The organism is Sphingobium nicotianae, assembly GCF_018603885.1.
GTDB lineage: Bacteria > Pseudomonadota > Alphaproteobacteria > Sphingomonadales > Sphingomonadaceae > Sphingobium > Sphingobium nicotianae.
The window spans coordinates 174,124-192,641 of the sequence record NZ_JAHGAW010000006.1; the positions used below are offsets into that span (position 1 = coordinate 174,124).

General features: G+C 64.6%; 16 protein-coding genes. 9 read left to right on the top strand and 7 right to left on the bottom strand.

Translation table 11 applies throughout. The features are described 5' to 3' along the window. Nucleotides 1-72 precede the first annotated feature (72 nt). The gene (locus tag KK488_RS10560) at nt 73-1,134 is read left to right on the top strand and encodes an alpha/beta hydrolase (protein WP_214623279.1); all 1,062 of its coding nucleotides are present in this window, start codon (nt 73-75) and stop codon (nt 1,132-1,134) included. A gap of 99 nt (nt 1,135-1,233) precedes the next feature. Here the strand turns inward: KK488_RS10560 and KK488_RS10565 are convergent, their stop codons facing one another. Then, nucleotides 1,234-2,463 carry an NAD(P)/FAD-dependent oxidoreductase gene (locus KK488_RS10565; protein WP_214623280.1) on the bottom strand — a complete coding sequence of 410 codons (1,230 nt, stop codon included), beginning with the start codon at nt 2,461-2,463 and terminating at the stop codon, nt 1,234-1,236. A gap of 4 nt (nt 2,464-2,467) precedes the next feature. After that, complete coding sequence (gene mdlC, locus KK488_RS10570; protein WP_214623282.1) at nt 2,468-4,027, bottom strand: benzoylformate decarboxylase; 1,560 nt, start codon at nt 4,025-4,027, stop codon at nt 2,468-2,470. A 97-nt stretch (nt 4,028-4,124) separates the two neighbouring features. On the opposite strand from mdlC, the gene KK488_RS10575 reads away from it, so the two are divergent. The 3 genes from KK488_RS10575 to KK488_RS10585 all read left to right on the top strand — a co-directional run bounded on the left by KK488_RS10575 (nt 4,125) and on the right by KK488_RS10585 (nt 9,966). After that, complete coding sequence (locus KK488_RS10575; RefSeq protein WP_214623284.1) at nt 4,125-5,027, top strand: LysR family transcriptional regulator; 903 nt, start codon at nt 4,125-4,127, stop codon at nt 5,025-5,027. Between the two features lie 239 nt (nt 5,028-5,266). Beyond that, on the top strand, nt 5,267-8,152 hold the full coding sequence (locus tag KK488_RS10580) for a TonB-dependent receptor domain-containing protein (protein WP_214623286.1): 2,886 nt from the start codon (nt 5,267-5,269) through the stop codon (nt 8,150-8,152). A gap of 137 nt (nt 8,153-8,289) precedes the next feature. Continuing rightward, nucleotides 8,290-9,966 carry a CocE/NonD family hydrolase gene (locus KK488_RS10585; protein ID WP_214623288.1) on the top strand — a complete coding sequence of 559 codons (1,677 nt, stop codon included), beginning with the start codon at nt 8,290-8,292 and terminating at the stop codon, nt 9,964-9,966. Here KK488_RS10585 and KK488_RS10590 read toward each other — a convergent pair. The 5 genes from KK488_RS10590 to KK488_RS10610 all read right to left on the bottom strand — a co-directional run bounded on the left by KK488_RS10590 (nt 9,924) and on the right by KK488_RS10610 (nt 13,171). After that, nucleotides 9,924-11,270, bottom strand: coding sequence for a glycosyltransferase (locus KK488_RS10590; protein WP_214623290.1), 1,347 nt, complete (start codon nt 11,268-11,270; stop codon nt 9,924-9,926). The genes KK488_RS10585 and KK488_RS10590 overlap by 43 nt on opposite strands. Before the next feature lie 102 nt (nt 11,271-11,372). Then, entirely contained in the window at nt 11,373-11,573 is a 201-nt protein-coding gene (locus tag KK488_RS10595; protein ID WP_214623292.1) for a hypothetical protein, read from the bottom strand. Nucleotides 11,574-11,645: 72 nt separating this feature from the next. Then, complete coding sequence (locus KK488_RS10600; RefSeq protein ID WP_214623294.1) at nt 11,646-12,134, bottom strand: DUF3237 domain-containing protein; 489 nt, start codon at nt 12,132-12,134, stop codon at nt 11,646-11,648. A 123-nt stretch (nt 12,135-12,257) separates the two neighbouring features. Next, entirely contained in the window at nt 12,258-12,746 is a 489-nt protein-coding gene (locus tag KK488_RS10605) for a DUF3237 family protein (RefSeq protein WP_214623296.1), read from the bottom strand. A 23-nt stretch (nt 12,747-12,769) separates the two neighbouring features. Beyond that, nucleotides 12,770-13,171 (bottom strand): nuclear transport factor 2 family protein, encoded by a 402-nt coding sequence (locus KK488_RS10610; protein WP_214623298.1) that lies wholly within the window; start codon nt 13,169-13,171, stop codon nt 12,770-12,772. 159 nt (nt 13,172-13,330) lie between these two features. On the opposite strand from KK488_RS10610, the gene KK488_RS10615 reads away from it, so the two are divergent. The 5 genes from KK488_RS10615 (at nt 13,331) to KK488_RS10635 (ending at nt 18,508) form a co-directional block, all read left to right on the top strand. Then, nucleotides 13,331-14,311 carry a MarR family transcriptional regulator gene (locus KK488_RS10615; protein WP_214623300.1) on the top strand — a complete coding sequence of 327 codons (981 nt, stop codon included), beginning with the start codon at nt 13,331-13,333 and terminating at the stop codon, nt 14,309-14,311. A 67-nt stretch (nt 14,312-14,378) separates the two neighbouring features. Then, a complete protein-coding gene (locus tag KK488_RS10620) occupies nt 14,379-15,833 on the top strand; it encodes an aldehyde dehydrogenase family protein (protein ID WP_214623301.1) in 1,455 nt (484 codons plus the stop codon). 83 nt (nt 15,834-15,916) lie between these two features. Next, nucleotides 15,917-16,423: a nuclear transport factor 2 family protein gene (locus tag KK488_RS10625; RefSeq protein ID WP_214623302.1), complete on the top strand. Its 507-nt coding sequence runs from the start codon at nt 15,917-15,919 to the stop codon at nt 16,421-16,423. A gap of 133 nt (nt 16,424-16,556) precedes the next feature. Beyond that, a complete protein-coding gene (locus KK488_RS10630; protein ID WP_250890254.1) occupies nt 16,557-17,660 on the top strand; it encodes an NAD(P)-dependent alcohol dehydrogenase in 1,104 nt (367 codons plus the stop codon). After that, a complete protein-coding gene (locus KK488_RS10635) occupies nt 17,657-18,508 on the top strand; it encodes an alpha/beta hydrolase (protein WP_214623303.1) in 852 nt (283 codons plus the stop codon). Before KK488_RS10630 ends, KK488_RS10635 begins: the two co-directional genes overlap by 4 nt. Nucleotides 18,509-18,518: the final 10 nt, after the last annotated feature.

Below are 18,518 nucleotides of genomic sequence, written 5' to 3' on the forward strand. Positions count from 1 at the left end.
CTGCCGCTGGCGCTCGGACGCGCCGGCGCGCCGCGACAATATGCACGGGGAACACGGACGGGAGAGTAGATCATGTCGGCAAAGAGCGTTTCTAATCCATTGCGTTGGGGCCTGCTGGGAGCGCTGACGCTCTCCGCCTCGGCTGCCGTCTATCTGGCGCCGGCGCACGGTGCGCCCAAGAAGGCAGTGGCCAGGGCCGAAGCGCCGATCATGATCAAGGAGGAAGGCAGCTTCGCGGCCGGCGGCAAGATCATCGGCGACGACAGCAAGTCGATCCATTGCGACCAGGGCCATGTCGAATATCAGATCCCGGTCAATCCGCGCAAAGTCGGCCTGTTCATGTGGCACAGCTCCAGCGCCCACGTCTGGCAGAACCGCTGGGATGGCGGCGAGGGCTATCAGAGCATTTTCCTGCGCCGTGGTTTCCCTGTCTTTATCTGGGACGGCCCGCGCGTTGGCCGCGGCAACATGTCGTGCGAACCGACGACCTACGAGCCGCGTATGGGCCAGGATCAGGGCAACTGGATCGCCTGGCGCTTCGGTCCCAAGCCAGGTGAGTGGTTCCCCGGCGTCCAGTTCCCGACCAAGAGCAAGGAAGCTTATGATGCGGCGATGTATGCGCGCTATCATGAGTATGACTTCGCCAAGAACGCGCACATGGAAGCCGAGGCCGCGGCCAAGGCGATGGATAAGATCGGCCCCGTCGTGGCGCTCACCAACAGCGCTGGCGGCTGGCGCGCCATGCTCGCCGCCCTCAAGAGCGACAATCTGAAGGGCATCGTTGCCTATGAGACGGCGGCGTTCGTGTTCCCGGAGGGCGAGGGACCGCAGGGCGTGGAAGGCGGCTTCGGGCCGACGCATGTGCCGCTGGCCGAGTTCAAGCGCCTGACCAAGATCCCGATCCAGCTCGTCTGGGGTGATTATACCGCGCAGACCTACTGGAAGACCAACGTCGAGATCAGCAAGCAGTTCGTCGCCACGATCAACAAATATGGCGGTCATGCCGAGCTGCTTATGCTTCCCGATGCCGGTCTCAAGGGCAACACGCACATCGCCTTTGCGGACATGAACAATGTTCAGGTAGCAGACCTGCTCTCGGCCTTCCTCAAGAAGAACAAGCTCGACCTGCGGTAATCCCTGGCGGTGGAGGCCGTGTTCCTGCCAGCGCAGGAGCACGGCTTGCATCCAGCGCGAGGCAGGCGCGTTGTCGCAGCCTCGCATCAGTCTTTTCTATCAGCCTTGCGGTAACAGTTCCTTCAGCGGAACGGTGACGTCCGTCAGCGCTTCCGCCGCGATCACTGCCCGCGCCTCGACCAGCTTGCGCCCGGCGACATAGTCCTTGACCGCGTTGACGCAGTCGAGCGCGATGACCTGAGCGTCGCGAAGATAGACGATCGAGAAGCTGCGCTCGGGGATATTGCCGCGCACCAGCGCCTGATCATGGCCACCGCTCAGGCCCACGGTCTGCAGCTTGAGATCATATTGGTTGGACCAGAACCAGGGGGTGGCGCGATAGGGGGCGGGCGTGCCGCACAGATGTCTCGCGACCGTGCTCGCCATGTCGTTGGCATTCTGCACGCTCTCCAGGCGGATGACGGCGCCGTCCGCGAACGCATTCGCGTGCGCCGCGCAGTCGCCGATCGCATAGATGTTGGGCAGACTGGTCCGGCAATGCTCATCCACCAGCACGCCATTGCCACAGGTGGCGCCGGCCGCTTCCAGCGGAACGATGGAAGGCAAAATGCCGATACCGACGATGACCGCGTCGCAGGCGATCGTCTCGCCGTTCACTAGCGCCACGCCGGTGACGTGGCCGTCCCGGCCGTCGATGTGGCTGATCGCGGCCTCGAGGCGCAGATCCACGCCATGCGCGCGATGCTCCGCTTCATAGAAGCGCGAGAGCGGTTCGCCCGCCACGCGCGCGAGCACGCGCGGCAAGGCTTCCAGCAGCGTGACCTGGCAGCCGCGCTTGACGAGCACCGCTGCCGCTTCCAGGCCGACATAGCCGCCGCCCACGATCACGACGCGCTGCGCTCCGCCTTCCAGCTCGGTCATGAGCTGATCGACATCGGCGCGGCCGCGGATGACATGGGCTCCGTCGAGATCAGCGCCGGGGCAGGAGAGGCGCCTTGGATCGCCGCCCGCTGTCCAGATCAGGCTTTCATAGTCCAGGGTCGATCCGTCATCGAGCGTGACGCGCTGTGCCTGCGCATCGACGGCGACCACCGAGCGCGACAGGATAAGATCAATCGCCTTGTCCGCCCAGAAGGATCCCGGGCGCAGGAGGATGCGCTCGAAAGGCTTCTCGCCCGAGAGATAATCCTTGCTGAGCGATGGCCGGTCATAGGGGAGATGATCCTCCCGGCCGATCATCGTGATCGATCCGGCATAGCTCTGCTGGCGCAGCGAGATCGCGGCCTGCGCGCCGCCATGGCCGGCGCCGACGATGACGACACCCGCCATGACCTCAGGCGACCATCACTTCGATGAGGGTCGGGCCATTCACCGCATAGGAGTCGGCGAGCGCCTGTTCGAGAGCGGCGACGTCGGAGACTTTGCGGCCGGCCGGGAGGCCATGCCCGGTCGCGAGCGCGCAGAAATCGAGGCCGGAAAGGTCCGTGCCCACCACCTGCTGCATGCCGAAGGTCTGGCCGAAGTCGCGCAGCGCCTGATATTTGCTGTTATTGATGATCACGAAGGTGATCGGGCTGCCGAGCTGGAAGGCAGAGAAGAGCGACTGGATGCCGTACATGGCCGAGCCATCGCCCATGATCGCGATCACGCGCTCGTCCGGCCGCGCCAGCGAGACCCCGACCGCCGCCGGCATGCCGTAGCCAAGGCCGCCGCTCGCGGTGGTGTAGAAGCAGTCCGGCCGGTTGAGGCGCAGATAGGCCTGCATGATCGGACGCGTCGTCGGGGCCTCCTCGACGATGATGGCGTTGGCCGGCAACGTGTCCGCGATGGTCCTTAGCGCGAGGCGGTCGTCGAGGACGGCGCGGTTCAGCTCGGCGGGGGCAGGGCGGGGCTCAGGCGCGGCGCGGTTGGCCGGCTTGCCCAGCGCGACCAGCGCCTGCGCGATCGCGCGCGTATTGCCGAGAATGGCGTTGCCGACCGGGGCCCAGGCGAGCACGCCCGGATTGTCGCCGACCGTCCAGCATTCGGCATCCTCGGGCAGATGCGGGCCGAACCCCTCGGCGTGATAGAGATTGAGCGGGCCACCCATCGACAGGATGAAATCATGCCCGCCGAGCATGGCGTTCATCCGCTCCTTGAAGGCGGGCACGAAGCCGCCGAACAGGGGATGATCCTCGGGGAAGACGTTCCGGCTCGCATAAGGCGCGGTATAGACAGCGGCTTTCTGCTGCTCGGCAAGCGCGATCAGCGCCTCCCAGGCGCCGTCGCGCGCCGTGCCGGCGCCGAGCACGAAGGCCGGGCGCTTGGCGCGCGCCAGTGCGGCGGCCAGCTTGGCGATGGCGGCCGGATCGCCCGGATTGAGCGTCGCGACGCCGCGCGCATCGACCCAGTCGCACTCGACATCCCAGTCGTCGACGGGAACTGAGATGAACACGGGACCGCAAGGCGGTGTCATCGCCTCATAATAAGCTCGCGCGATCGCGATCGGCACGTCCTGCGCCCGAGCAGGCTCCACGGTCCACTTGACGAAGGGGCGCGGGAATTCGGTCGGTCGCTCGGCATGGAGGAAGGGCTCGAACGGCATGATCGAGCGCGCCTGCTGACCGGCGGTGACGATCAACGGGGACTGGTTCTTGTAGGCCGCGAAGATGTTGCCAAGCGCATGGCCGGTGCCGGCGCTGCTGTGCAGATTGACCATCGCGGCATTGCGGGTGGCGAGCGCATAGCCGTCCGCCATGCCGACTACGACCGACTCCTGCAGGCCAAGAATATAGCGGAAATCCTCGGGGAAATCGCGGAACATCGGCAGCTCGGTCGAGCCGGGATTGCCAAAGATGGTTGTGATGCCGAGATCCCGCAACAGGCGGATGGTGGCGTCGCGGACTGTGGGCATTTGGCTCTCCGGGCATTGAAGCTTGTTGGGGTGACAGGTGGCGCTTTGCAGTCATTCGGTCTATTGCAAATCTCTCACCAACTCATACTGATTCTGCATGACTTTCGAGCGACACCTTCTCGCCGCTTTTCAAGCCGTGGCGGAACATGGCACGGTGGGCCGGGCGGCGAAAGCGCTCCATGCCGCTCAGCCGACCATCTCGCGCTACGTGCGCGCGCTGGAGGAGCAATTCGGCCATGCCCTGTTCGACCGGGACAGTCGCGGCATGCATCTGACGCCGGCCGGCGCCGACCTGCTGCCGCGCGTCCATCTGCTGCTATACGAAATGGCTGCGGCGCAGGATCTTATGGATGCGCATCGCGGGCTCAAGCGCGGCGCGATCCGGATCGGCGGCGTCACCGCGATTTCCCGCGCGGTCTTTCCCGCCGTGCTGGCACGTGTGGCGGAGCGCGCGCCGGGCCTGCGCGTCGAGGTGATGGTGGCGTCGGAAGATCAGCTCGATCGCGCGCTGGCCAATCGCGACATCGACATCATGTTCGCCACCGATCCGCCCAGGGAAGTCGAGGCCGTCAGGATCGGCACGCGCGCGTTCAGCGATCGCTGCGCGGTTTTCTGCGGCCGCTCTCATCCCATTTTGGCTGACCGGCCGGTCAGCGCCGCCCGCGCGCTCCGGGAGCAATGGGCACTGCCCGGCCTCGAGGCGACGCCACGGCGCCAGTTCGAGAGCCTGGTCCGCCAAGCCGGCTTCGATCCGCCCAGTGTCGCGCTGGAGACGGATTCGGTGGAACTGATCCTCGCCGTGGTAGCGCGCAGTTCTATCCTGAGCTGGTTCCCCGAACCGCTCCTGCCCGAGGCGCTTGGCCGGGGCGACATCGTCATCCTGCCTGTTCCGGATCTGGAACTCGCCAGGACCTTCTCCATGTATCGCCGCTCACGAGGGACATTCCCGGCCAGTGCGCAGATCTTCATCGACGCGCTGGGAGAAGCCGCGCGAGCGTAGCCGGGTGCGCATTGCTCGCGCACCGGGCCGTGAAAACGGCGGCAGAGCGCTGTTGCCGATCTGCATCAACGCTTGGCCAAGAGCGCCCTTGGCGCTTTTCTCGACGCGCATTGCATCAAAGGTTGTTGAGAACTCAACTCATCGCTGATAATCGATCGATGACTGGGCCATTCGCGTCACCGCGCGTTGGCTGGCGGACAGCGTCGAGTGAGCGCCGCCGCATGGAGAGGAGAGAGACTATGACGGCACCCATCGTTCGTTTGCGCAATCTGCAAGTTAGTTCCGGAAGCAGCGCCACCGCCCTCGCGCTTGGCCTGGCGCTCATGGCCAGCCCGGCTCTGGCGCAGGATGCCGCTGCCGCCGCAGCCGCGCCACAACAGGCCGAGGCGGCGCCCGAGGAAGCCATCGTCGTCACCGGATCGCGCATCGCGCGCTCGGGTTTCGATCAGCCGACGCCGGTGACGATGATCAATGCCGAGCAGATGCAACGGCAGGCTGTGACCAATATTTCCCAGTCGCTCAACGATTTGCCATCGTTCCGCCCGCAGTCCACACCGGCGACGACCGCGATTTTCGTGAGCAACCTCGGCGCCGCGACGGCCGATCTGCGGGGGCTAGGGGCCAATCGTACGCTCGTTTTGATCGATGGCCGGCGGGTCGTTCCGGCGACTGTTGCGGGCGGTTCCTTCACGCCTGGCGGTACCGTCGATCTTAACCTCATCCCGACATCGCTCGTGCAGCGGGCCGAAGTCGTCACCGGCGGCGCATCTGCCGCCTATGGCTCGGATGCCGTTGCGGGCGTGGTCAACCTGATCCTCGACACCAAGTTCAGCGGGATCAGGGGCTCGGCGCAATATGGGCTGGCCGAAGCCGGCGACAATAAGGAATATCAGCTCTCCCTTGCGGTGGGCACGGGGTTTGCCGACAGCCGCGGCCATATCGTCGTGGGCGCGGAATATTCTGACAGCAAGGGCGTCGGCGACTGCTACACGCGCGACTGGTGTGCTGCAGGTTCAGGGACGATCAGCAATCCGCTGGTTTCAGGCAGCACGACGCAGCGCGTCGCCGCCGGCCAGCCGGCCACAATATTCCTGCCCAACCCACGCACGGCCACGGCTTCCATGGCTGGTCTCATCACCGCCGGCCCACTGCGCGGGACTGAATTCAACACTAGCGGCACGACCTTCGCCCATAATTATGGCACATTCTACAATGCCGGGCTGTTCCAGAGCGGCGGTGGCGATCCGGTCATGGCCTATTATGAGAATTTCCCGATCGTATCGCCGACCGAGCGCCTCAACATTTTCGGTCATGGCGAATTTGAGCTTGGCGACGCTGTAACATTGTTCGCCGAAGGCTCCTACGGTCGGGTCCATGGCACGATCATCGGCGCCCAGCGACGCGATACGGCAATCACCATCAGGCGGGACAACGCCTTCCTGCCCACGACGGTCGCCACCAGAATGGATAGCCTCGGGCTCACGAGCTTCAACATGGGGCGCATCTGGGACGACATCGGCCCCCAGGTTGGCACCGTGACACGCTCGACGAGCCGCGCCGTGTTCGGAGCCAAGATCCGCATGTGGGGCGACTGGACGATGGATGCCTATTATCAATATGGGCAGACCAATTATCACCAGATCGGCCGCAACACGACGATCACGCCGCGCATGACCTTCGCGCTGGATTCGGTTCTGGTAAACGGTGTCGCGACCTGCCGCGGCGTGCGGGATAATGTCGCTGCTGCCGCCGGCTGCCAGCCGCTCAACCCGTTCGGCAATGGCAGCGTCCAGACGACGCCGGCTGGCGTAGCCTACGTCACCGGCACGGCGACGCAGGACTCGAAGCTGACCCAGAATGTGGTTTCGGCCGCCGGACAGGGAACGCTGTTCCAGGGCTGGGCGGGGCCGATCAAGCTGGCCACGGGTCTTGAGTTCCGCCAGGATATCGCGCGCGGCACGGCCGATCCAATCTCGACCGCCCTGCAGTTCTACACCAGCCCCGGCGCCGCGATCAGCGGCAAGGTGGATGTGTTCGAAGCCTTTGGAGAACTGAGCGTGCCCTTGTTCAAGGGCGCGGAGCTCAATGGTGCGTTGCGGACCACTGATTATTCGACGACAGGTGCGGTGACCACCTGGAAGATTGGTGCAGATTATGCGCCGCTGCCCTGGCTCCGCTTGCGTGGCACACGCTCGCGCGACATTCGTGCACCCAGCATTTTCGAGCTTTATGGCCCGCGCTCGACGTCGTTCCAGACCGTGATTCCGGCGACCAGCCCCGGCGGGCAGGTGCTCGCCTCCGTCCTGCTGGGCGGCAATGACAAGCTGGTGCCGGAAGTGGCGGATACCTGGACGGTCGGCGTGGTGTTGCAGCCCGACTTCGGGTCGGCGGGACGTCCGCGCCTCTCCGTCGATTATTACGATATTCAGCTCAACAATGCCGTCTCTCAGCTGGGAGCGCAGGTCATTGCCGATGGCTGCGAGAAGAACAAAAATCCCGAATTGTGCGCGCTCGTCACTTATGACGGGACCGGCAAGATCGCCCAGATCGTCAATCTCAACATCAACCTGGGCAGCCTGATCACGCGCGGATGGGACGTCGAGGCGTCCTACACCCTGCCGATGACGGTGTTTGGCGGCCAGATCAGCTGGCGCGGGCTGGCCACGATCGTCGACGATCTTATCACCGTGTCGGCGAGCGGCACGGTGGACCGGGCTGGCATGAACGGCGCGCCGACCTCCCAGCCGTCCGGCGTGCCGCGCTACATCATCAACAGCTATCTGACCTATACGTCCGACCGGGTCACGGCGCAGGTCCAGGTCCGGCACCTGTCGGGCGGCATCTACAATGTCACCTCGATCGGGCCGGGGCAGGCTGGCTATGATCCCGCGCTCGCCAACAGCGTAAACGACAATCTGATCGGCAGCGCTACCTATGTGAACCTCAATGCGAGCGTAGCGGTCTGGAAGAAGGATGATCGCAAGCTCGAGATTTTCGGCGCGGTCAGCAATCTTCTCGACAGGGATCCGGCGAACAATACCCCATCGAGCTTCGGCCCGGCCAACAACGTCCTGTATGACGTGATCGGCCGCAGCTATCGCGTCGGCGCGCGGTTCAAGTTCTGAGCAACAGGACGTCCCAAATTACCCCCTCCCTTTCAAGGGAGGGGGTCGGGCGTGGGTGTCGCGCAGCGTCAATCGCAGCGTTGCAGCTCCACCCCAACGCCTCCCCTGAGGGGAGGACTAGATTATAGGAGAGGCTTATGAGCAGCACCACAGGCTTCACGCTGATCATGAAGAACGGTGTCGATCCCGCGACCGCGCCGGGCAAGCCGCCTTTGCCGCCGCGCGAGCATCAGCAATGGGTCGATGACGGACTGCTCATCGATCGCAACATCGAAGTCACGTTGCGCGACGGCGTGCCCATCCTGATCGACCTCTATCGCCCGGCGAATGCGCCCGACGGGCCGATGCCGGTGCTGCTTGGCTGGAGTCCCTACGGCAAGCATGGCATGTCCGACACGCTCTTTCCGCCGCATTCGGGCGTAGAGGCGGGCTGGATGTCGCGTTTCACCGCCTTTGAGGCAGCCGACCCGGCTTACTGGTGCGCGCACGGCTATGCGGTGTGCAACGCAGACTCGCGCGGCATGTGGCTCAGCGAAGGCGACGTACGTCACAACGGCATCGGCGAGGGCGAGGATTGCTATGACCTGATCGAGTGGCTCGGCGTCCAGCCCTGGTGCAATGGCAAGGTCGGGATGACCGGCGTCTCCTATCTCGCTGCGATCCAGTATCTGGTCGCGCAATTGAAGCCGCCGCATCTCGCGGCGATCAATCCCTGGGAGGGCTTTTCCGACTGGTATCGCGAGTTCGCCTATCATGGCGGTATTCGCGAGACCGGTTTCGTGCCGCGCGGGACGGGCAATCTGCGCTTCTCCAATGGGCACTACGAGGACACGAACGCGAACGTGCAGGCGCATCCGCTGTATGACGATTATTGGGCAAGCAAGGAGGTCGATCTTGCGGCTATCGACGTGCCGGCCTTCGTGGTCGCGAGCTGGTCCGATCATGGACTGCACACGCGCGGAACGATTGAGGCGTTCCGGCACATGTCGTCCCGGCAGAAATGGCTGTTGGTCCACGGCCAGAAGAAATGGGCGCATTTCTATGATCCCAAGAACCGCGAGCTGGCACGGGCTTTCTTCGATCAGTTCCTGAAGGGCGAGGCGCAGGGTGTCGAGCAGTGGCCGCCTGTCCAGATCGAAGTGCGCGAGAGTGCGCGCATTCATCCGCTGCGGGCGGAGCGCGAATGGCCCCTGGCGCGGACGCGCTACGAGCCGCTCTATCTGGATGCAGCGACTGGAGCCCTGTCCCAGCAACCGGTTGAACAGGCGGGGCAGGTCGCCTATGATCCGATCGACGAAGCGGGCGAAGCGCGGTTCGACTATCGCTTCACGGCCGATACCGAGATTACGGGTTATATGAAGCTGCGCCTGTGGGTCGAGGCGCAGGGCGCGGACGACATGGACCTGTTCGTCGCGATCCAGAAGATCGATGTGGCCGGAAATCCCGTCGGCATGACCTTCTATGCCTTTTACGAAAATGGCCCGGTCGCGTTAGGCTGGCTGCGGGCCAGCCATCGTGCACTCGACGAGACGCGCTCGACGCCCTGGCAGCCGGTGCACAGCCATCTGGAGGAGCAGCGGCTGGAACCTGGCGTTCCTGTGCCGGTCGACATCGAGATCTGGCCGTCATCCACCCTGTTCCGCGCTGGCGAGACGCTGCGCCTGGTGGTGAAAGGCATGGACATTTATCGCGACGCGCTGCCGATGCTGCCGTTCGCGCGGCATGAGGAGCTGCGCAACGCTGGAACACACGTGATCCACGCGGGCGGGATCTACGACAGCCACCTGCTGCTGCCGGTCGTCCCGGCCACCTGAAGTTCCGGTCTTATCACATGGCACTGCTCGGTCGCCAGCATAGCCTCGATAGCGGCCGCGGCGGTCGAGGGGCCGTCTTCCGCGCCGATCGACGCGGCAAGGGCTGCAGCCTTCTCGCTGATCCCGCGATCGCGCAGCAGGGCGAGGAGGGCCGGTGCCGCGATGCGCTCGCGGAAGCGGGCAGCCTTGATCGTGGCGCCGACGCCCAGGCCGGCGATCCGGTGCGCGTGATCGAACTGGTCGCCCATGTGCGGCACCACCATCTGTGGCTTGCCGGCACGCAGGGCCTGCCCCACCGTTCCGATGCCGCCATGGTGGACGATCGCGGCGCAATGCGGGAAGAGCTGCGCGTGCGGCGCGTAGGCGCAACGGAAGATCACGCAGTCGCTGGTCGCGGGCTCGGCCTTGCCGGTCAAGAGGATGGCGCGCATGCCGATCGCGCGAGCGACCTTCTCGGCCTCGTCATAGAAGCGTCCCGCCGCATGGATCGCCAGCGTGCCGAGTGAAAACACCAGCGGCGGCGGTCCTGCCGCGAGAAATTCGGCGAGGCGCTGATCGAGATGCTCGTCCGACGAGCGATCGCCATCGAACCAGGGGAAGCCGACCAGCTGCGTATTGGGCGCCGCATCAAGCGGCAGCGGCGCGAAATATCTGGAATAGAGGCCGAGCGTGAGGCCGGTCAGCGGGCTGGCCTTGAGGGGCGCCTTGCCGCTGCGGCCAAGGCCATGCGAGGCGCGCGCCGAACTGATCTTGCGGCCATAGGAAATCCGCATCGCGCCATGCAGGCTGGCATAGACGAGGCGATTCCATCCCGCACCCACGGTGCCGACCGGGCAGCGCTTCATCATCGCGAAGTCGCGCGTGTTGGGCGGATCGAGTGCGGAGAGCAGCGCCATCGGCTGCAACACTGCCGACACCAGGGGGACGCCGCATTTCTCGGCGGCGATCGGGGCACCAAGGGCGAACGGCGAAGCGACGATCGCCGCCGCACCCTCCGTCAGCTCGGTCAGCCGGGCGGCGCTGGAGGAAAGGTCCGGCAGGATTACTTCTTCGAACATGTAGCGCTGGTTGCTGATGATCCGGTGCGCCGCGTCACTCCGCTCGGCGCCCATGCGCGCGCAAATTTCGTCGAAGCTCGGCAGGATCGCAACGGCCTCAATGTCCGTCGCCAGCGCCTTTTTAACATGGTCGGCGGGGCATCCCAGGATCGGACGGAATCCGCGCGCCTGCAGCGCCTTTGCCACCGCCAGGAAGGGATGGAGATCACCCAATGTGCCAATGGTTGCGAGGACGATCTTGCGCATCGCGCTCGCTATAGCGGACCGTACGCGGCGTGCGATATACGGGGTGTGCTTTTTTTGACGGGCGTCATACCGGTCCTGTGCCGAAATGAACGCCGCGCGGCGCTATTCCAGCAGATCCTGCAACTTGGTGATCAGCGCCTGGATGCGCTGCGCCGCCTCGGTGAAGGTGGCGACGTCGGCGCGATTGCCATTGCCGCGCGCTTCCTTGGCCGATTCGACATAGCCTTCCAGGTCGGCTTCGAGCGCATCGACAAGAATTTCGACCTCATCTTCGGTCAGCGAGAGTTTGATTGCCTTGGCCATGAGTGTCTCCATCCATGAAGTGCGGTCCCCCTAGGGACCACACGAGACCGGCGCAACCGACATTCTGCTCTCTCAGTCGATCTCGGACTTGAGCGCATAATAAGAGAAGATGGAATGATCCGGATCGGTGCGGCGATGGCCCACGCCGACGATGAGCGTGCGGCTCATCCAGTCGTGCGGTCCCTCGGGCACGGTGAAGGTCGGCGAGAAACAGAAATAAGCCGGCTGGCGTACACCGTGAACCAGCTTGCCTTCGCCCGGCTTGGAGGGGACGAGATAGCCATTATTGTTGATGTAGATCTTGGTGCCGTCGTCCGCTTCCAGCAGATAATGCGAGTTGACCACGACCACGCCGTCGCCGCGCACATGTGCGAAATCGGCGCCGCTGTCGGGCACCACCTTGCCCGAGAGGCGCGGGCCATAGATGGTGCCGCCCGAGCAGGGCGTATAGCCCTGATGCCCGCCGCCCGGCAGCGGCCCGAAGATGCAGCGCTCGGGACGGAACTCAACGCGCATCTCGAAGACATAGTCCAGATGAGCGGGGACTTGGGGGGCGTTCATGTCTTTCGTCCTTTTTTCCGTCATTCCCCCGAACGAGGGAATCCAGGATAGCGAAGGGTTGCCCTATCCGGGCCTGGATTCCCGCATTCGCGGGAATGACGAGAGGGTTGGGTGAGGCGAGTCCTAAAGCAGCATGAAATAATGGATGCGGTTCGCCTTGGGGATCTTCTCCGCCACGCCGACGAAGATGTGCTTCCCGAGCCAGTCGTGCGGCCCCTCGGGCACGTCGAATTTGGGGCTGACCCGCATATAATATTCATCCGCCCCGACCGGCTCGTTGCGGGCCATGCGCTCCATCGCGTCGCCCTCCGCCCAGCGATAGCCGCGGCTCTGCAGATAGATGGGCGTACCGTCGTCCGCCTCCAGCAGATAGCGCGCATCGAAGTCGATCACGCCGTTCGGTCGCACCAGCGGGAAGTCGCCGCCGCTCATCGGAATGACGCGGCCCTTGATGCGCGGTCCTTCGAACGTGCCCTGCGCGGCCCAGATCGCCGCGCGAGTCGCGCCCATGCTGCTGGGCGTGATCCAGATCGGCGGCGTGAGGTCGATCGAGACGGTGAAGGCGAACTCGAATTGAGGCGCGAACGGATGGGGCGGCGCTGGTGTCGCCATGGCAATGGTCTCCTTGGGATGGGTCAGGCGGACGCTTTGATGGTCGGCAGCGTCTTGTAGCGTGCTCCGAGAATCTGCGAGAATTTGCCGTCGCGCAGATAATAGAAGCCCAGGCTCTCGATGTTGAGCGAATCGCCCTTCATCAGTGGCCCCGCGATGAAATCGGGCCAATCGACGAGCCCGTAGAACTCCGTGCGGACATGGCAGGCAAGCGTGCCGGCGCCGACCGCGACGCCGACGATGTCGAGCGTCTCGCGCACCTTGGACTTCACGTCGCGATAGAAATCGAGGATATTCTCGCGTCCGATGATCTGGCGCTTCTCGCCGAGGTTGAACACGACATCATCGCAATAATAGCGGCCGAACCCCTGGAAATCATTGGCATTGAAGCGGGCGATATAGTCCGCATAATCGTCTTGCGTCATGATCCTCGCCCTCACCGGTGTTGATGTTGATTTGTCAACAACTAGGCCAGGCTCGGATGCCGATCAACCCAAAAACCACCCTGCATTCCACGTTGCCAAGGCGTCGCATTTTTGATCCAACGGCGATGATGAAGAGGAACGCGATTTCGGGATGCCGGCATGGCTGAGGGAAATCGCGACATCAGGCGCGTGCCGGTCGACGATGTCATGCGCATTTTCATCGCCAAGCCCGGCTTTCTGCTCGCTCGCGTCGATCAGATCGCAAATGCCCTCTATGCGAAGCTCACCGAAGGCGCCGAGACACTGGCGCAGGCGGAGCTGCTGTTGGCCATCGCGGCACAGGGCGAGTGTGGCGATCAGGCGGGGCTGGCGCGCGCTTGCGGCAGCGATACCTCGACGACGGCCATCATCCTGGACAATCTCGAGGTGGCGGGCCTCATCGTCCGCCAGCAGGATTCGCGCGACCGACGCCGCAGCATTCCTCTGCTGACCGCGGCCGGGAGCGCGCGCATGACGTCGGTGCGGGCCGCGTTCGGCGCATTGCAGATCGAGTTGTTGCGGGATTTCGACGCGAAACAGCGCGATGTTTTCATCGGGCTGATCGGCGCGATCGCGCGGGGCACGGATCACGCCGCGCCGCGCTGGGAAGCGGAAAGCTCACCCTTTCTCAAGGAGCCGAGTTTCCTGTGCCGCCGCGCGCTGCAAATCTGTCAGGCGCAGTTCAGCGCCTGCGTCGCGCCACTCTCGCTCACCTTGCGGCAATTCTCGGCGCTCGTGATCCTTCATCTCCATCCCGGCCTCAGTCAGGTCGACTTCGCGCGGGTGTTCGGGCTGGACCCGTCAACCTGCGCGGTCGTGCTCAAGAAGTTGGCGACGAGGGGGCTTCTGGAAGCGGCCCGGGCGCCCGACGACCGGCGCAAGACGCTCTATTTCACGACCAGGGATGGAAGCGGGCAGGCAGCGAGCGTCCAACCCGCGGCCGACCGATCCGAGCAGCTGACCTTCTCGCCGCTGGCGTTGGACGAGGCGGACCTTTTGCTGCGCATGCTGCAGGCGATCGTGCGGCGTCATGCCGCGCGGTTGCGCTATCCGGGCTGCCTTCCCTGGGACGACGAGACGAGCGAGGTCCATGTTGATTGATTGTTCAACATCGATATACAACGATGTCTGACTATTTGGCGAGTCTCTCGCCGAAGGAGAGGAATTGATGGCGGACAGCGAAGGACGCACCATCCCGGTGCGTAATCCGCGCACGGGCGAGATCGATTTCGCGCTGCCGGTGACGACGGCAAGGGAGCTGGCCAACAAGGCGGCGCGGCTCCGCGCCAATCAGGCGCTCTGGGGCGCCCGGCCGCTCGCCGAGCGCATCGGCGTCATGCAGCGCTGGCTCGGCGAAGTCGCCAAGCGCGCCAACGACATCGCGCAGGCGGATGCGATCGACACCGGCGGCTGTCACACCTCCTATCTCCAGGGCTTCATCACCATGGGGAATATCGGTGGCTGGATCGAGGATGCGCAGGCCGCGCTCGACGCCGCCAGCTATGAAGGCCCATCCAGGGCAATGCCGAGCGTCACGGTGCGGACCCAATTCGTGCCCTATCCGCTGGTCGGCGTGATCGGGCCGTGGAACGCGCCGATGATGCTGGTGCTGCTCGACGCGATCCCGGCCCTGTTCGCGGGCTGCGCGGTGATCATCAAGCCGTCCGAAGTGACGCCGCGCTGGGTCGAGCCCTTGTTCGAGACGGTCGCGGCGGTACCCGAGCTCGCTGGCGTGTTCGACTTTGTGCAGGGCGAGGGCGAGACCGGCAGGCAGCTCATCGATATGGTCGATCTCGCCTGCTTCACCGGCAGCGTGCCGACCGGCCGCAAGATCGCGGTGCAATGTGCCCAGCGGCTGATCCCCTGCTATCTGGAACTGGGCGGCAAGGACCCGGTGATCGTCACGCAGAGCGCCGATCTGGAGCGCGCGACGACAGCCGTGCTGCGGGGCGGGGTGCATGCCAACGGCATGGTCTGCTTCTCGGTCGAGCGCATCTATGTGGCGGAGAGCATCCACGATGCCTTCGTCGCGCTGCTCGTCGAAAAAGCGCAAAAGGTGCGCCTCAACAGCGACGACCCGCGTGCCGGGCATCTCCATCCCTTCACCTTCGCGCCGCAGGCCGGCATCGTCGAGCAGCAGCTTGCCGAGGCAGTTGCCAAGGGCGCGACGATCCTGACCGGCGGCAAGACCGAGACGATCGGCGGCGGCCTCTACATGCGGCCGACGGTGGTGACGGGCGTGACGCACGACATGACGCTGATGACGGACGAGACCTTCGGCCCGATCCTGCCGGTGATGCCGTTCAAGACGATTGAGGAAGCGATCGCGCTGGCCAACGATACCAGCTTTGGCCTCACCGCCAATGTGATCGCGGGGAGCGAGGAAGAAGCGCTGCCGATCGCCAAGCAGATCAATGCCGGGTCGGTGTTCATCCAGGATACCTTCCTGACCTTTGCCAAGAACCGCACGGTCGGCAGCAACAGCTTCGGCCGTTCGGGAGTGGGCGGTGGTGCGCGCACTGGCCCCGAGGCAATCCTGCGCTACGTCCGGCGCAAGGCGCTGCTCACCCAGCATGGCGAGCCGGCGGATATCCAGAACGACCATCATCTGGGGCAGCATTGATCGGCCGCCGTCCTGTCGTCACCCCAGCGAAAGCTGGGATGACGATCGAGAAGACTGATAGAGAAAAGAGAGAAGGTTGAGACATGGCGTGGAGACTGACCGCAGAAGACCGGCTGGAAATCCAGGAGCTCTACTCGCGCTATGCCTGGGGCATCGATCTGGCCGATGCCGACATGGCGATGTCCACCTTCACGCAGGATTGCTCGTTCGACCATCTCTGGCAGGGCAAGGTGCAGGGGCATGAGGCCATCCTCGCCAATCTCCAGTCGCTGTGGAACGACCGTCAGCACTGGTGGTACGGCCGTCAGCATCTGATGAACCATTTCATCATGGAACCGCGCGAGGAGGAGGGCGAGTGCGACGTGCGCTGTTTCTTCCAGATCATTCAGTTCCAGACCGACTATCACACCAATTTCGTGTTCGGCATCGGCACGCGCATCGATCATGTAACGAACAAGGAGGGGCCGTGGCGCTTCCAGTCGCTGCACGTGAACGCCTGGACGGCGGCGGATCAGGTGCCGTGGAAGGGTGAGCTGCTGATGGTCAAGAAGCCGGTCCACAAGGCCGCGCCGGTGGCGGGGAAGAAATGATGGAGAGAGTTACGCATCACCCCTCTTCAGAGGAGGGGGCGGGGGTGGTGGCGATGCGCAGCATCGCGCGCACAGCAACCAGAGGTCGGGTGGCGAAGCACCACCCCAACCCCTCCTCTGAAGAGGAGGGGCTATGATGCAAATAACCGCCGCCGTCAGCCGCTCCAATCAGGCCGCACCGGAGTTGGAATCGCTGGAGCTGGAAATGCCCCGTCCCGGCGAGATGCTGGTGCGTATCGTCGCGGTCGGCATCTGCCATACCGATCTCCACGAGCATCCCGGTCGCCACGCGCCACACCCGATCGTGCTCGGCCATGAAGGCGCGGGCGTGGTCGAGGCGCTGGGCGATGGCGTGCGCGGGTTCGAGATCGGCGACCATGTCGTGCTTTCCGGCAGCAGCTGTGGCGTCTGCCCGAGCTGCGTCGCGGGACGGCCGACCTATTGCGATCTCGCCATGCCGATGAGCTTCGGCGGCAAGCGGCTCGACGGATCGGTGGCGCTCGCCCATGGCGACGAGAAAATCCACTCGCATTTCTTCGGCCAGTCGTCGTTCGCGACCTATTCGATCGTGCCCGAGCGCACGGCAGTGAAGGTCGACAAGGACATTCCACTCGACAAGCTGGCGCCGCTGGGCTGCGGCGTCATCACCGGCGCCGGCTCGATCATCGAGGCGCTGAAGGTGCGGGCGGGACACACCGTCGCCATTCTCGGCACGGGCGGCGTTGGCCTTTCGGCGGTGATGGCGGCCAGGCTGGTCGGCGCCAAGCGGATCGTTGCGGTGGACATCAACCGCAAGCGCCTCGACCTCGCGCTGGAGCTTGGCGCGACCGACATCATTGCGGCGGACAGCGAGAATGTTGCGCAGCAAATCCGCAGCATCACTGGCCGGGGCGTCGACTTCAGCTTCAATTCGACCACGGTGCCGGCCGTCCATACGATCGCGCTGGAATGCCTTGCCATGAATGGCACCGCCGGCTTCGTCTCGGCGCCGCGCGGCGAGTGGGCGCCGGCCATGTTCGCGATGCTCGCGGGCGGCAAGCAGCTCCGTGGCATTCTGGGCGGCGACGCCAATCCGCGCACCTTCCTGCCGATGCTGATCGACTATTGGCGGCAGGGGCGCTTCCCGTTCGACCGGCTCATCGAGACCTATCGGTTCGACGAGATCGGCAAAGCCTTTCACGATTGCGAAGCAGGCACGGTGATCAAGCCGGTCCTCAAGGTTGGAGACGCAGCATGACCCCCGAAATTCGCACGCAACTGGCCGGCTTCGGTGCCGAGCTGACCCCGGACATGCTTGGCGGCACCCAGGCCATCTACCGCGCGCTGCAGCCCGGCCTGCCGCGCCACGCCAAGGTGACGCGCGACATCCGCTATGGCGCACACGAGCGCAACCGGCTCGACATCTTCCAGCATGACGACGGACATGACGGCGCGCCGGTGCTGGTCTTCGTCCATGGCGGCGGTTTCGTGCAGGGTGACAAGACCAGTGAAGGTTCGCCCTTCTACGACAATATCGGCGCCTTCGCGGTCGACGAGGGCTGGGTCGGCGTCACCATGACCTATCGCCTGGCGCCCGATCATCGCTGGCCCGCCGGCGGCGAGGACGTCGCGGCGGCGGTCGACTGGCTGCGCGAGAATATCGCGCAATATGGCGGCGATCCCGAGCGGATCTTCGTGATGGGCCAGTCGGCGGGCGCGGTGCATGTCGCCGAATATGTCGCGCGTTTCTCGCCCAAGATCGCGGGCGCTCTGCTGCTTTCCGGCATCTATGACGTCACGACCGCCCTTCCGAGCCCGCTGCACGTCGCTTATTATGGCGAGGATCGCGCCGCTTATGGCCCGACCGCGACCGTGACCGGCATCATCAACGCGAAGATTCCCGTGCTCATCACCGTGTCGGAATATGATGCTGAGGATTTCCAGATGCAGGCCGCCTCGCTCGCGTATCGCTACACGCAGCAGCACAAGGCGATGCCGCGCCTGCACTGGCTGCACGGCCACAATCATCTCTCGCCCGTGCTGGAGATCGGCACGCCGGGCAGCGATCTCGAGCGTCACATTATCGACTTCATCCGCGCCGTCTGAGGAGCCTTTC

Bases quoted from the DNA above. Each gene is read 5' to 3' on its own strand.
- KK488_RS10575 (WP_214623284.1), top strand. From the start codon at position 4,125: ATGACTTTCGAGCGACACCTTCTCGCCGCTTTTCAAGCCGTGGCGGAA.
- KK488_RS10565 (WP_214623280.1), bottom strand. From the start codon at position 2,463: ATGGCGGGTGTCGTCATCGTCGGCGCCGGCCATGGCGGCGCGCAGGCC.
- KK488_RS10620 (WP_214623301.1), top strand. From the start codon at position 14,379: ATGGCGGACAGCGAAGGACGCACCATCCCGGTGCGTAATCCGCGCACG.
- KK488_RS10585 (WP_214623288.1), top strand. From the start codon at position 8,290: ATGAGCAGCACCACAGGCTTCACGCTGATCATGAAGAACGGTGTCGAT.
- mdlC (WP_214623282.1), bottom strand. From the start codon at position 4,027: ATGCCCACAGTCCGCGACGCCACCATCCGCCTGTTGCGGGATCTCGGC.
- KK488_RS10630 (WP_250890254.1), top strand. From the start codon at position 16,557: ATGATGCAAATAACCGCCGCCGTCAGCCGCTCCAATCAGGCCGCACCG.
- KK488_RS10605 (WP_214623296.1), bottom strand. From the start codon at position 12,746: ATGGCGACACCAGCGCCGCCCCATCCGTTCGCGCCTCAATTCGAGTTC.
- KK488_RS10615 (WP_214623300.1), top strand. From the start codon at position 13,331: ATGGCTGAGGGAAATCGCGACATCAGGCGCGTGCCGGTCGACGATGTC.
- KK488_RS10600 (WP_214623294.1), bottom strand. From the start codon at position 12,134: ATGAACGCCCCCCAAGTCCCCGCTCATCTGGACTATGTCTTCGAGATG.
- KK488_RS10560 (WP_214623279.1), top strand. From the start codon at position 73: ATGTCGGCAAAGAGCGTTTCTAATCCATTGCGTTGGGGCCTGCTGGGA.
- KK488_RS10635 (WP_214623303.1), top strand. From the start codon at position 17,657: ATGACCCCCGAAATTCGCACGCAACTGGCCGGCTTCGGTGCCGAGCTG.
- KK488_RS10595 (WP_214623292.1), bottom strand. From the start codon at position 11,573: ATGGCCAAGGCAATCAAACTCTCGCTGACCGAAGATGAGGTCGAAATT.
- KK488_RS10590 (WP_214623290.1), bottom strand. From the start codon at position 11,270: ATGCGCAAGATCGTCCTCGCAACCATTGGCACATTGGGTGATCTCCAT.
- KK488_RS10580 (WP_214623286.1), top strand. From the start codon at position 5,267: ATGACGGCACCCATCGTTCGTTTGCGCAATCTGCAAGTTAGTTCCGGA.
- KK488_RS10625 (WP_214623302.1), top strand. From the start codon at position 15,917: ATGGCGTGGAGACTGACCGCAGAAGACCGGCTGGAAATCCAGGAGCTC.
- KK488_RS10610 (WP_214623298.1), bottom strand. From the start codon at position 13,171: ATGACGCAAGACGATTATGCGGACTATATCGCCCGCTTCAATGCCAAT.